The sequence below is a fragment of the Melioribacteraceae bacterium genome (assembly GCA_019638015.1).
GTDB lineage: Bacteria > Bacteroidota > Ignavibacteria > Ignavibacteriales > Melioribacteraceae > JAHBUP01.
The window spans coordinates 631,634-644,883 of sequence record JAHBUP010000001.1 but is presented as its reverse complement, the minus strand read 5'-3'; the positions used below and the strand labels follow the sequence as shown (position 1 = coordinate 644,883).

General features: G+C 35.5%; 14 protein-coding genes. 13 read left to right on the top strand and 1 reads right to left on the bottom strand.

Annotated features, from left to right (window positions below; all coding sequences use genetic code 11):
• Window positions 1-285 precede the first annotated feature (285 nt).
• Window positions 286-1,047 carry a ribose-5-phosphate isomerase RpiA gene (rpiA, locus tag KF816_02660; GenBank protein MBX3006908.1) on the bottom strand — a complete coding sequence of 254 codons (762 nt, stop codon included), beginning with the start codon at window positions 1,045-1,047 and terminating at the stop codon, window positions 286-288.
• A gap of 771 nt (window positions 1,048-1,818) precedes the next feature.
• Here rpiA and miaB point away from each other — a divergent pair.
• The 13 genes from miaB to KF816_02595 all read left to right on the top strand — a co-directional run bounded on the left by miaB (window position 1,819) and on the right by KF816_02595 (window position 13,246).
• Window positions 1,819-3,168, top strand: coding sequence for a tRNA (N6-isopentenyl adenosine(37)-C2)-methylthiotransferase MiaB (gene miaB, locus KF816_02655; GenBank protein ID MBX3006907.1), 1,350 nt, complete (start codon window positions 1,819-1,821; stop codon window positions 3,166-3,168).
• A gap of 16 nt (window positions 3,169-3,184) precedes the next feature.
• Window positions 3,185-3,901 carry an SPOR domain-containing protein gene (locus KF816_02650; GenBank protein MBX3006906.1) on the top strand — a complete coding sequence of 239 codons (717 nt, stop codon included), beginning with the start codon at window positions 3,185-3,187 and terminating at the stop codon, window positions 3,899-3,901.
• Window positions 3,901-4,659, top strand: a complete 759-nt coding sequence (locus KF816_02645) for a ribonuclease Z (GenBank protein ID MBX3006905.1) — start codon at window positions 3,901-3,903, stop codon at window positions 4,657-4,659. The genes KF816_02650 and KF816_02645 overlap by 1 nt, the downstream gene beginning before the upstream one ends.
• A 135-nt stretch (window positions 4,660-4,794) precedes the next feature.
• Window positions 4,795-5,901, top strand: a complete 1,107-nt coding sequence (locus KF816_02640) for a sigma-54-dependent Fis family transcriptional regulator (protein ID MBX3006904.1) — start codon at window positions 4,795-4,797, stop codon at window positions 5,899-5,901.
• 37 nt (window positions 5,902-5,938) lie between these two features.
• Window positions 5,939-6,439: a hypothetical protein gene (locus tag KF816_02635; protein MBX3006903.1), complete on the top strand. Its 501-nt coding sequence runs from the start codon at window positions 5,939-5,941 to the stop codon at window positions 6,437-6,439.
• 18 nt (window positions 6,440-6,457) lie between these two features.
• Window positions 6,458-7,912: a glycosyltransferase gene (locus KF816_02630; GenBank protein ID MBX3006902.1), complete on the top strand. Its 1,455-nt coding sequence runs from the start codon at window positions 6,458-6,460 to the stop codon at window positions 7,910-7,912.
• Window positions 7,913-7,920: 8 nt separating this feature from the next.
• Window positions 7,921-8,577 carry a tetratricopeptide repeat protein gene (locus KF816_02625; GenBank protein ID MBX3006901.1) on the top strand — a complete coding sequence of 219 codons (657 nt, stop codon included), beginning with the start codon at window positions 7,921-7,923 and terminating at the stop codon, window positions 8,575-8,577.
• A 12-nt stretch (window positions 8,578-8,589) separates the two neighbouring features.
• Window positions 8,590-9,210 carry a DNA-3-methyladenine glycosylase gene (locus KF816_02620; GenBank protein MBX3006900.1) on the top strand — a complete coding sequence of 207 codons (621 nt, stop codon included), beginning with the start codon at window positions 8,590-8,592 and terminating at the stop codon, window positions 9,208-9,210.
• A complete protein-coding gene (locus KF816_02615; protein MBX3006899.1) occupies window positions 9,207-10,235 on the top strand; it encodes a glycosyltransferase family 9 protein in 1,029 nt (342 codons plus the stop codon). The genes KF816_02620 and KF816_02615 overlap by 4 nt, the downstream gene beginning before the upstream one ends.
• Entirely contained in the window at window positions 10,235-11,053 is an 819-nt protein-coding gene (locus tag KF816_02610; GenBank protein MBX3006898.1) for a DUF3108 domain-containing protein, read from the top strand. The genes KF816_02615 and KF816_02610 overlap by 1 nt, the downstream gene beginning before the upstream one ends.
• Window positions 11,054-11,113: 60 nt before the next feature.
• Window positions 11,114-12,085: a CPBP family intramembrane metalloprotease gene (locus tag KF816_02605; GenBank protein MBX3006897.1), complete on the top strand. Its 972-nt coding sequence runs from the start codon at window positions 11,114-11,116 to the stop codon at window positions 12,083-12,085.
• Window positions 12,066-12,422, top strand: coding sequence for a DUF2007 domain-containing protein (locus tag KF816_02600; protein MBX3006896.1), 357 nt, complete (start codon window positions 12,066-12,068; stop codon window positions 12,420-12,422). Before KF816_02605 ends, KF816_02600 begins: the two co-directional genes overlap by 20 nt.
• Window positions 12,419-13,246, top strand: a complete 828-nt coding sequence (locus KF816_02595) for a phosphatidate cytidylyltransferase (protein MBX3006895.1) — start codon at window positions 12,419-12,421, stop codon at window positions 13,244-13,246. Before KF816_02600 ends, KF816_02595 begins: the two co-directional genes overlap by 4 nt.
• Window positions 13,247-13,250 lie beyond the last annotated feature (4 nt).

The window sequence follows — 13,250 nt, the reverse complement described above, 5'->3', positions numbered from 1 at the left end:
CCCGAGTCCGTTGGCTAACGGATCGAGGGATGAATTCACTTTGGCAGGTTTCGATATCAATAGCAATCCAACTCTACATGACTACACTTTTTGTCATCCCGAGTCCGTTGGCTAACGGATCGAGGGATGAAACACTTTGACATGTCTCGATATCAATATTCAATAGCAATTCAACTCGACATGACCATCACTCCCGTCATCCCGAGTTTATCGAGAGATGACTATCACTTGTCTTGACAATAAATATTTTATTAACCATTTCTGGTTAAACAATCTTTCAAAGAACTAAAATTCTAAAACTTCTATTCCGCTTTCTTTTGCTATAAAAACTTTAGAGGCCAATCCCACAAAAATTCCGTGTCCAACAACACCGGCACGATCATTAAGTTTTGCAGATAACTCGGAACAATCATCAATACCATTAAACTTAGCATCTATTATATAGTTACCTTCATCTGTCATAAATAATTTATCATTATTCTTTCTTAAGCTTATTACCGCGCCTAAACTTTCCAAATATTTTATCTCTGCTTCAAATGAATATTGTAAAACCTCAACCGGTACGGAAAAGTTCGTTCCCAGTTTTCCAGAAACTTTAGATTCATCAACCGCGATAATTAATTTGTTGCTTGCCTGCGTCAAAACTTTTTCACGAAGAAGCGCACCGCCTCCCCCTTTAATAAGATTAATTACTTTCTTTCCTTCACTCTGATTAACAGCTACTTCATCAGCACCATCAATTGTAATGTCAATTACGAGTGGAGAGCTTGCCCGCCCTTGGCGGGTAAAAGTAATGAGTGAAGAATTATTATATGCCTCATTCAAAGTTGTTAATGGGATGCCCAATTCGCGGGCTTTGTTTTCAGTATCTAAAGAACTTGGTATTCCTACTATATTTTCTAATGAGCCCTTTTTAATTAACTCGGCTAATTTTAGTAAAGCGTATTTAAAAGTTGACCCAGTACCTAATCCAATAATCATCCCCGATTTAATTTCATCGACGGCTTTTTCCGCAGCAAGTTTTTTAAGAGTATCAATAGTTTTCATGCCGAATTTACAAGAAACAATCGTGCCACAATACAAAAGTTGTTAAAATCGCGTTTCTGCCATAATTGGCTAAATAACGAGGAATTTAGGTGCGAATATTTTTCGCGGCTGTTACATTATTTACGCAGGAATTTTCGTCATCTCTATTATAATTGTCATCCCGAGTCCGTTGGCTAACGGTTCGAGGGATGAATCACTTTGACATGTCTCGATTGCAAAAGTCAACAGCAATCTAACTCGACATGACTACACTTTTGTCATTCCGAGTCCGTTGGCTAACAGATCGAGGGATGTAATTCACTTGCCATGTCTCGATTACATAGAGTAATAGCACTCTCACTCGACATGACAATCACCTGTCATCTCGAGTCCGTTGGCTAACGGATCGAGGGATGAATCACTTTGACATGTCTCGATTGCAAAAGTCAACAGCATTCTAACTCGACATGACCATCACTATCTATATAATAGTAAGAAGTAATATCAATTGGTAGATTATGCTCGAATCTAATTACCTTGTTAATCAGACATGATATTTATAATTTTGACATCCAATTTTGAGTATTAATGATAATATGCGTGAGGTTAACTTTAAAAGAATTCAAAAGAATAAGAGAATATGGGTCTGGGTTGTACTGTTCATTCTTTCCTTAATTGTATTCAACATAGTTTTTTATTTTTTAACAGAATCATGAAATAATATTTCCACCATTGTTTTGGGATAGTTTTAAGCAAATCCCGGCGGGTAAAATATTTTTCAGCAATGAGCTAATGAAAAAAAATCAAGTATATATAGAAACATACGGCTGCCAGATGAATGTGGCCGATTCTGAATTGGTGATGGGTATTCTAAAAAATAAGGGATACGATTTAACCAATGATATCAAGGATGCAAATATCATCCTATTGAATACATGCAGCATCCGAGAAAATGCCGAGCAGAAAATTAATTACCGATTGAAACATCTAAAAGCTTACAAGAAAAAAGAGCATAACGCGGTAATTGGAATATTGGGATGTATGGCAGAAAGATTGCGCGTTAATTTAATTGAAGAACAAAAAATTGTTGATCTGGTTGTTGGTCCCGATGAATACCGCAGACTCCCCGAATTTATTGATTCGGCAATCGGCGGTGAAAAAGGTATTGGGGTAAAATTATCGCGCACAGAAACTTATGATGATATTATTCCCTACAGAGAAGATGGATTGAGCGCATGGATTTCGGTTATGCGCGGCTGCGATAAATTTTGCACTTTCTGCGTTGTTCCATTCACTCGCGGTAGAGAAAGAAGCCGTTCCCTCGAATCAATTAAAGATGAGATTGCTCAACTATCGTCGCGGGGATTTCGTGAAGTATCACTACTCGGACAAAATGTTAATTCCTATAATGATAATGGAAATGATTTCGCCGATCTATTATCTGCATGCGCAAGTGTTGATCCACTTATTAGAATAAGGTTTACTACTTCTCATCCTCAGGACTTATCTGATAAATTATTGTACGTTATTGCCGAGAATCAAAATATCTGCAATTATATTCATCTTCCTGTTCAATCGGGTTCAAACAGAATTTTGGAATTGATGAATAGAACCTACACCATTGAGCATTATCTAAACTTAATTGACAAGGCAAGAAAAATTATTCCCGGCGTTAGTTTTTCGACTGATATCATTTCCGGATTTCCTACTGAAACTATGGAAGATCATCTCATGACTTTAGATGTCATTCAAAAAGTTAGGTATGATGGCGCTTACATGTTCAAGTATTCTCCTCGCGAAGGAACAAAAGCATTTCAAATGACTGATGATGTTGACGAGGATACTAAATCAAAAAGACTGAACGATATTATAGAATTACAGCATCAAATTTCTTATGAAATAAATCAAGCGCAGGTTGGTACCGAAGAAATAGTATTGATTGAAGGAGATAGTAAAAAGTCGAATGCTCATTTTGCCGGAAGAACCGACAGCAATAAAATAGTTATCTTTCCTAAGAATGATGAGTTATCAATTGGCGATTATGTAAAAGTAAAGATTAACAGGGCAACATCGGCAACATTGTTTGCTGATTATTTGGAAAGTGTCTCTGTGAATTCGAAACAAAAAATTGTAAGCGCATAACAAACCGAGTAATAAATTGAAAAAGTTTATCTGCTTATCTATTCTATTAATAATAAGCCGTGTAGAAATTTACACTCAAGATATTAACTTATCCTCCCTCCTAAAACAAATTGAATATGGCAATACTACCGAAGCAGAACAAGCGCTGGTTACGCTTAAATCTAAATTCCCCAACGATCCAAATACTATTTATTTAGATGCTGTTCTTCAAAAAGATGCCGACAAAGCTCTCACAAAATATTTAACTATAATAGAAAAACATCCACAGAACATTTTTGTAGAGCCCTCTCTCTTTAAAGTGTTTAGCTATTATTACTCACTTGGGTTTTATAAAAAAGCTGAATCGTATCTCGATAAATTAAAGAAGTCTTTTCCTCAATCCGAATATTTGAAATTAGCCGATAGAACTATTCCCGACATAGATAGTTTTGACGCTACTTCGTTAACCGATAAGCTGAGCGAAAAACCGGCAGCCACCGAACAAGTAAAGAGCGCTAGATATTCAATTCAAGCAGGAGCATTTTTGAATATTGAGAATGCAAAGAAAATGAGTCACCAACTTTCATCCGATGGATTTGAAGTTTCCCTTTCAACAAAAGAGATTGGGGGAAGCATATTTAATATTGTTTTAGTTGGTAAATTTTCTGCTATCGAAGAAACCGAGAAAGTTTTGAATGCTCTCGAAAGTAAGCATAAGATTACTGGCAGGGTTATCGACTTCGAGAAACAATAATGAAAATAATATTTTTAGGAACCGGTTCTGCCAAAACCAATTTAGCACGAGCCCATTCTTCAATTCTAGTCTCTTCCAATAAAAAGTATTCTCTAATTGATTGCGGCGACGGCATTCCAATCCAGCTTGCAAAATTCGGAATAAATATAAACAATATTGAATCTGTAATAATATCGCACAATCACCCTGATCACCTTTCCGGTCTTTTTACATTAATCAATCAGATGAAAATTATAGGCAGAAACAAATCCCTCAACATTTATGGGGATTCCTTATTTGTCGCCAACTTTTGGAATGTTATGAATACTTTTCATTTATACAAAGAGACAATAAATTTTAAAATAGTTTTAAAGGTACTAAAGGATAATTGTAGAATTATTCCTTTACATGGAATTAATGTAAAGTGTAAGAAAAATTCTCACATAAAAAGAAAAGAAGTTTTACAAAAATATCCATCATCAGTTTTCAATTCCTTCAGCTTTTTAATTGAAGGGACAAAGAATAATATATTTTACACTGCGGATATTGGTTCTGAAAAGGATTTGCTTCTCTTCCAAAAATATCGGATCGATTATTTAATTGCAGATTGCTTTCACATCTCGATAGCTCAAATTATTAGTATGATTCCGAATTTAAAACCAAAAAGAACTATCCTAACACATATTGAGGAATCAGATTATAAAAAGAAAATAGCCCATTCAATAAAAAAGGATAGCGATATAATGGTGGCTGATGATGGAATGGAGCTACCAGTATAAATTAAAGTTCCCTGAGTACAATTGTCGTTTGGTTTAATACCGGAATTGTAAGATTAAGCGCAAACAAATCTATTTTAAAAAACTAACTAAATTTTATAAAAAGAATTATTTTAAGTATGTAAAAAGAAAATAAAGATGCGCACAACAGAATTTCAAAAAAAATTTGGCATTATTGGCACTTCTCAAGAAATGAGGGATTTGGTTGATATCACAAATCAAGTTGCTCAATCAGATATATCTGTGCTAATAACAGGGGAAAGTGGAGTTGGCAAGGAAGTATTCGCGCGCGCGATTCATGGCTCTAGTAAACGGGCTAACAAAGAATTAGTAAGTGTGAACTGCGGCGCAATTCCTGAAAGTCTGCTCGAGAGTGAACTGTTCGGTCATCGTAAAGGTTCATTTACCGGTGCCATTGATGATAGAAAAGGTTATTTCGAAATTGCAGATGGCGGTTCCCTTTTTCTTGATGAAATTGCCGAGATGGCAATAACAACTCAAGTTAAATTACTTCGAGTACTCGAGACTCAAGAGTTTATGAGAATTGGAAGTGAGCGGGTTACAAAAGTTGATGTGAGAATTATAGCCGCAACAAATAAAGATTTACAACAGGAAGTAGATTCAAAAAATTTCCGTCACGATTTATATTTTAGATTAAAGGCCGTCACAATTACAATTCCTCCATTAAGGCAGAGGAAGGGAGATATTGTAGAATTGGCAAATCACTTTGCTAAAAATTTCGCGATCAACAACAAGCTGCGAGATTTGAAAATTACCCACGAAGCCATGAACTATCTCACAGCATATCCTTGGCCCGGCAATATTCGTGAATTAAAAAATGTTATTGAAACAGCTTCCGCTTTAAATAGATCGGGAGTTTTAGATATTGATTCATTCATCCCTCTCTTGATAGTAAATAACGGGGCTAGCAATAATAAAAATTTGCCGGTTCATATTGGTAAATCAGCGGAAGAACTTGATCGTGAAATGATTTACCGCGCGTTAATTGAAATAAAAAAAGATTTGATAGACCTGAAGCAGTATGCTTTAAAGAGCCAAACCGATATTAATAGCGTTCAGGTAAATATTCCACAAAATGAAATTGTTCCTTTGGAAAAACTGGAAAAACAAGCTATTATTAATGCGCTTGAATTTACACGTCATAATAAACGTAAGGCGGCAAAAATGCTTGGTATAAGCGAACGTACTCTTTACAGAAAAATTAATGAGTTTGGTCTTGAATAACTTTTACAAATATTATTACTTTTTTAGAAAGAGGTTATTGAGTTTTACCTTAATAATTTTATTAGTATCAATATATTCATGCAGCTATTCATTTACCGGTGCTTCTGTTCCCCCGCACTTAAAATCAATTTCAATTCCCTTATTTGCTGATCGGAGCGGCTCCGGCGAGTTCGATTTATCTAAACGTATGTCGGATATGGTCATAAAAAAATTTATTGATGATAACACATTGATGGTAACAGATAGAGCAAAATCAGATGCCTACCTTGAAGGAACAATTAGTTCTCTTGCTGATACCCCATCCGTTGTTTCGGGAAGCGCTTCAGGAGGAACTGTTGCCTCGCGTAGGGTTACAATTAATGTGAGAATTGTTTACAAAGATTTAATTAAAAAACAAACTATACTTGATAAAACATTTTCCAACTATGGCGATTATATTACAACCGGCGATATTAATTCCGCGAGAAAGGTTGCCATTGAAAGAGCTATTGAATTAGTTGCCGAAGATATTTTACTTGCTGTCGTTTCAAATTGGTAAAACTAAAATGAGTGAATCATGATCTTTGATGAAATTGTACTTTTTGCCTACATCATTTCTTTAACTATTCTTCTGGTTTTTGGAAGTCACGGCTTTGTAATGATGTACTATCATTATAAATACAGGAAGAATGAACCGAAACAAAATCCGGAAGATTTTGAAGATTTAGTAACTATACAGCTTCCCTTATATAATGAATTGTATGTAATTGAAAGATTGATAGATGCCGTATGCGAATTAGATTATCCAAAAGAAAAAATGGAGATTCAGGTTCTTGATGATTCGACCGATGAAACCGTAGACGTTTGCGCAAGAGTAGTAAAAGAAAAACAGGCGTTGGGTTTCGATATACAACACATCAGAAGATCGAGCCGTGAAGGTTTTAAAGCAGGTGCTCTAAAAGAAGGTTTGCAAGTAGCAAAAGGAAAATACGTTGCGATTTTTGATGCCGACTTTATTCCTAAAAAAGATTTTCTGCATAAAACTTTAAAGTACTTTAGTGATGATAAAATTGGGATGGTTCAAACCCGCTGGGAGCATTTAAATGAGGATTACTCAATTCTAACTAAAATTCAAGCGCTTGCTCTTGATGGACATTTTGTAATTGAACAGTCGGTAAGAAACAAAGCAGGTTTCTTTATTAATTTTAATGGAACCGGCGGTGTGTGGCGTAAAGAGTGTATTGAGGACGCAGGGAATTGGCATTCCGATACTTTAACTGAAGATTTGGATTTGAGTTACCGTGCACAATTAAAAGGATGGCGGTTCGTTTATCTGCGCGATTTTACAACTCCGGCAGAGTTACCCGCCGAGATGAACGCGTTAAAAGCTCAACAGTTCAGATGGACTAAAGGCGCAATTGAAACAATGAAGAAAATTCTACCTCTCGTTTGGAAATCTAAAGTGCCGATGAGAATTAAACTTCAATCTACTTTTCATTTGACAAATAATATTGTATTCCCATTTATACTGCTAGCCGGAATTTTAAATGTTCCATTAATTTTTATTAAGAATTCAGGACCATATTGGAATTTCTTTAACTTCATGGCTGTCTTCGTAATTGCGTTTATAAGTTCATTTCTCTTTTATCTTTTCTCACAAAAGGATGTGCACTCAGACTGGCGCAAAAAAATTGCCTACTTCCCATTATTTATGGCGGGTAGTATGGGTTTTGCTTTAAATAATACGAGGGCGGTAATAGAAGGTTTATTGAGCCGGAAAAGTGAATTTGTGCGCACTCCAAAATTCAAGTTGACCGATAAAAAAACAGCGGCTTCACAAACCAAATATCGCCCCAAAATCCAGACCTCAACTTATATAGAGCTATTGCTTGCCATATATTGTTTAGTTGGCGTTATCGCTTCAATTTATTTTATGGAATTTGCCGCGCTTCCATTTCAATTAATGTTTTTTATCGGGTTTGCCTCTGTGTCATTAATGAGTATTAGGCAGGCATTAGCTAAAAAAGGTTAGCCTCTGCCATGGAGCATCAGAACCAAATATTCGAAAAAATTAAATTGATTTATGAATTCAATCAATCTTCTCCTTTATTCGCGCGTGTCGCCTCACTCGAAATTGCCTATGGAAATATATTAGAAGCGGTAAAAATACTTGAGGAAGGAATTGAAAAATTTCCAAGATACGCTTCCCCCCATTTTATTTTAGGTTTAGCTTATGCCTACTCGGCTGATGAAGAAAACGCATTAAATGAAATTGAAATAGGATGCATTCTGCTTGGTACTAGAGAACCCTATGAATATTATTCCAAACGTATTGCGGAAATTATTGAAGAGCGAAATTCATTAACAGAGGTTAAGCGCCCTGTATTCATCGAAAAAGAGACAAATGATGCCCAGTCTGAATTCTTTGTTAATTTAGAAGATAAACTAGATCTACTCGCCGAAAAATTGAGTAAAGCTAAAATTATACCTAAAGAAATAGACCCCTCAGAGCAGGTAGTAACTGAATACTCGGGGGAAAAAATTGTATCAGAAACTCTTGCCAATATCTACTTCTCTCAAAAAAATTATACAGAAGCACTCGCCTCCTACAAAAAACTGATTATGATAAAACCAGAAAGAGCGGATGTTTACTCAAAAAAGATTACCGAAATAAAATCCGCAATGAAGAAGAACTAATTTTCTTTAATAATGAATAATCTTTCTACGATTCATTTAAATAAACTTCCACAAAAATTTTATCAACAGGAATTACACGCGCTAGCAAAGAATTTATTGGGTAAAATATTTGTACGGGTTTTAGGTTCAATAATTTTAGCCGGTAAAATTGTTGAAGTTGAGGCTTACGGAGGTATGAATGATGAAGCATCGCACGCGTTCTCCGGTAAAACTGAAAGAAACAAAGTGATGTTCGGAGAAGCCGGCAATTTATATGTTTACTTTACTTATGGAATGCATTATTGCGCCAATGTAGTATGTGGAAATTCAGGTGTGGGTATGGCAGTTTTAATTAGAGCGCTCGAACCGATTGATGGCATTGAATTAATGCAGCAAAATAGATTTGGAAATACCCACATGGATAATTCTAAACTCAAAAGTTTAACCAATGGACCAGCTAAACTTTGTCAAAGCTTTGGAATAAATCGAAGTTATAATGGTATATCATTACTCGGCAATGAACTTTATATTTGTGATGCCCCTCCGTTGAATGATTCGCAAATAGTAATTAGTAAAAGGATTGGTATAAAAAAATCTATAGATTTGCCTTGGCGTTATTATATTAAAGAAAATGCATTTGTTTCTAAAAAATGAATCCACCTAAAAACATACTAGTTGTTCGAACCGATAGGATTGGAGATGTTGTGCTGGCTTTACCAATGGCACATGCGATCAATCAAAAATATCCCAATTCACAAATTTCTTTCCTTGTACGCCAATACACATTTCCGCTCGCATCACTAAATAAATATGTAAAAGAAGCACTGGTTCTTAAGGAAAAAAATGGGAGAATGCTGTTCTGGCAAAACCTCAAGCAGATAAAAAATATATTTGACACCGTAATTGTTTCATATCCAACATTTAAGCTTGCGCTACTTTTATTTCTTGCTGGAATCAAAGTTAGAATTGGAACCGGTTACCGGTGGTATTCATTTCTATTTAATAAAAAAGTTTATGAACATAGAAAGTATGGAACCAAACATGAACTTGAGCATAATCTGGAATTGTTGAAATTGATAGGGGTTGAAAAACCCACCGATATTAATTTTGGAATCGCTATAAAAGCTGAGGCTCATTTCTTCATAAAAGATTATTTAAATAATCTTGGTATAAAAAAGGATTTACCGATTGTTATTGTTCATCCCGGAAGCGGGGGAAGCGCAATTGATCTTCCATTTGAAAAAATGCTGGAACTAGTGACTCGTTTAGCTAAAGAAGAGATTGCGCTGTGCATCACAGGCACCAATGAAGAGAAGGAACTTTGCGATAGAATGATTGTAAGCCCGGGCATTATCAACATGGCAGGTAAATTAAGTTTGGAACAGTTAATGGCTCTTATTTCGCAATCTGATTTGTTAATCGCAAATTCAACAGGTCCAATTCATATAGCCGCGGCACTTGGTAAATCGACAATTGGTTTTTATCCGAAAATCGCCTCATGCTCTCCAACACGATGGGGACCCTATTCAAATAAGAGTGTGATTTTTCAGCCAAGTTTAGATTGTAGCAATTGCAATAGAGAGCAGTGTGAAAAAATTAACTGCATGAGCTCAATATGTATTGATGATGTGTATTTATCCTTTAAAGATATTCTTCACAAAATAGGGGCGGAGCAATAATGAAAACTTTTATCAAGACTATAAATTCAACGAGCAAACTAAATATATACACTTTATTAATTATTACAACCTTCCTCGCTAAACACAGTTTTGCTCAAACTACTAATTTCAGAAAGGTTGAGAACACGGCATTTAAAGCCGGTGAAAAACTAACTTTCGAAGTTAAATATGGTTTTGTTACCGCAGGAATTGCCGAGTATAAAATTCCTAAAATAACTAAACTAGCGGGACGCGATGTTTATCAAGTAACATTTGATGTGAGTTCCATACCGGCTTTCGATTCATTTTATAAAGTTAGAGATCATTACGAAACATTTATTGATGTTGAAGGAATATTCCCCTGGAGATTTGAACAACATATCCGTGAAGGAGGATATTCTCGAGACTTTTCAGTTTTTCTTGATCAAAGAAAAGGTAAAGCAAAAACTTCCGAAGGTTCATACGATATTCCATTATATGCACAGGATATAGTTTCGGCATTTTATTATGCGAGAACTTTGGATTATAAAAATATGAAAGAGGGAGATAGAATTAGTTTAGAAAATTTTTATAAAGATAAAACTTATCCCTTAGATATTGTTTATAGAGGAAAGGAAGTTGTTACTGTTTCGGCTGGAAAATTCGAATGTATCATTCTTGAACCAATGGTACGGGAAGGCGGTTTATTTAAAAGTGAAGGGAATATTGTTGTTTGGCTTACAAACGATGATGTGAAAATCCCGGTAAAGGTTAAAACAAAAGTTGTTATTGGATCTATTGATGCTGAGTTAACAGGATATTCAGGTCTAGCCGGCGAAATAAAATCTAAAAGAAAATAATCACCCCTTCTCGATTGTTGGCTTCTAATCATTTATCTTTCCAAAAAGATTATTTCATATATGGAAAACAATAACCCAATTCCTGAAAACGAACCAGAATTCGATAATAAGGGAAATATTTTCACTACAATGTCTCCGGTTGTTGCTGCCTTCGCAGCGGTAATTGGAATTTTCTTACTCTACCAATTCGGCGGTGCAATATTAACTCTGCTCATTTTTGGTTTTGATATTGAAAAAGCAGATGTAAATGCAATGCGCCTGCTTACAATTGCCGGACAAATTTTACTAATGCTACTCCCTACTCTGCTAATTGCGCGTGCGGTTTATCAAGAAAACATAACATTCGCGCTACGTGTACGATTCCCGAAATGGAAAGAGGTGGGAATATTTACTGTCGGATTTATAATTCTGCTGCCATTACTTCAAAATTTTTTATATCTCCAGAATTATGCAATCAAGTTATTTGCTGAATCAAGCGGTACCGTAAAAAAATTGGTTGAAATGTTCGACAGCATGGATGCTATAGTTGAGAAGTCCTATTTGCAGCTTTTAACAGTCAATTCAATTTTTGAAGGCCTATTTGTTGTTGTACTTGTTGCAGTTACTCCAGCCATTTGTGAAGAAGCTTTATTTCGTGGATTCGTTCAAAAAAGTTTTGAGCAAAAATACAAACCCATTTACAGCATACTACTCACATCTGCCTTTTTTGGCATATATCATTTTAGTCCTTATGGAACAATTGCATTAATATCATTAGGCATCTATTTTGGATATGCGGCCTATAAAAGCGATTCCATTTTCGTACCGATGGTTTTACACTTCTTAAACAATTTTTTTGCCGTGCTTGCGTTTTTAATTATCGGGGATGAAGAATTAATAAGCGCAAAAGCTACATTGGAAGGGGGAGTTACCACACCATTGATTTCATTGATAGTTCTTTCAATTGTGTTTATAGTTTTTATATTTTGGATTAATAGAAACTATGATTCATTCATCAATAAAGGAGGAGAAAATGATTTGTCCAAATTGTGAATCCGAATACCTTGATGATGTAAAAACATGCGCTGATTGCGGAACAGAGTTAATTCCGATTGAGCAGTTTGAAGGGAATTTGATTCATCCAAAGGATTGGGTTATAGTTTTTACATGCTCAGAACCGTACGAGGCAGAGATGCTAAAAGCTAATTTAGAGGGCGCCGAAATAGATTCGTTAATCTTATCACAAAAAGACAGCAGTTACAATTTACCGGGAGATTTCTCAGTTGTTAAACTGCTTGTTAAGAAAACTGATGCGGACGCCGCTCTCCAAATAATTAATGATATAAAAGAAAACCACAACAATGATCAAGATTCTGAAGAGGAAGAATGAGTAATAAATTTGGGAAATTAAGTACGAGAATTTTTGCCGCGCTTATTGGTATTCCTTTAATTATTCTGCTCACATTGCTCGGTAAAATTTGGTTTCTCTTTTTTGTGATGGTTATTGCCGGCGCTTCTTTTACTGAACTCACAAAAATGATAAAACATAAACATAATTTTGTTAATTATGGCATAGGTCTAATTTCCACTTTGGCTATAGTAATTAATTCTTATTCTCCCTTTGTTGATCTTGAATATCTGATGACCGGGATTGTGTTAGTTACATTGCTGGCCGAATTATTCCGGAACCGAAGCTCAGCAATTTCAAACCTTGGCGTTACATTTTTATCCATACTTTATATTGGATTTTTTTCCTCAGCAATAATTCAAATCCGCGAGTTTTATAGCAATTCAACATTCACCTATTTCCAGGGCGGATATTTAATTATTGCATTATTCGGTGCAATTTGGTTTTGCGACTCAGCCGCATATTTTATCGGTTCGGCTTATGGGAAAAACAGATTGATGCCTCGAGTAAGCCCCAAAAAAAGTTGGGAGGGTGCTGTTGCGGGATTCATATTTTCAATTATAGCGATGCTGTTTGCCGCTGAATTTGCATTGGATTTTTTAACGAGAACTGATGCCATAATTATTGGAATTATTGTTGGCTTATTTGGTCAAATTGGGGATTTAATTGAGAGTCTGCTCAAACGGGACGCAAATGTTAAAGATTCATCTTCAATTATTCCCGGGCATGGCGGAGTATTAGACCGATTCGACTCGTTACTTTTTAGCGCCCCATTGATTTATCTTTATCTCCGCCTCATTAATTGATTTT

Coding starts and splice junctions, on each gene's coding strand:
- miaB (MBX3006907.1), top strand. CDS start 1,819: ATGAAAAAAAATCAAGTATATATAGAAACATACGGCTGCCAGATGAAT.
- KF816_02625 (MBX3006901.1), top strand. CDS start 7,921: ATGGAGCATCAGAACCAAATATTCGAAAAAATTAAATTGATTTATGAA.
- KF816_02630 (MBX3006902.1), top strand. CDS start 6,458: ATGATCTTTGATGAAATTGTACTTTTTGCCTACATCATTTCTTTAACT.
- KF816_02620 (MBX3006900.1), top strand. CDS start 8,590: ATGAATAATCTTTCTACGATTCATTTAAATAAACTTCCACAAAAATTT.
- KF816_02615 (MBX3006899.1), top strand. CDS start 9,207: ATGAATCCACCTAAAAACATACTAGTTGTTCGAACCGATAGGATTGGA.
- rpiA (MBX3006908.1), bottom strand. CDS start 1,047: ATGAAAACTATTGATACTCTTAAAAAACTTGCTGCGGAAAAAGCCGTC.
- KF816_02610 (MBX3006898.1), top strand. CDS start 10,235: ATGAAAACTTTTATCAAGACTATAAATTCAACGAGCAAACTAAATATA.
- KF816_02645 (MBX3006905.1), top strand. CDS start 3,901: ATGAAAATAATATTTTTAGGAACCGGTTCTGCCAAAACCAATTTAGCA.
- KF816_02600 (MBX3006896.1), top strand. CDS start 12,066: ATGATTTGTCCAAATTGTGAATCCGAATACCTTGATGATGTAAAAACA.
- KF816_02605 (MBX3006897.1), top strand. CDS start 11,114: ATGGAAAACAATAACCCAATTCCTGAAAACGAACCAGAATTCGATAAT.
- KF816_02595 (MBX3006895.1), top strand. CDS start 12,419: ATGAGTAATAAATTTGGGAAATTAAGTACGAGAATTTTTGCCGCGCTT.
- KF816_02640 (MBX3006904.1), top strand. CDS start 4,795: ATGCGCACAACAGAATTTCAAAAAAAATTTGGCATTATTGGCACTTCT.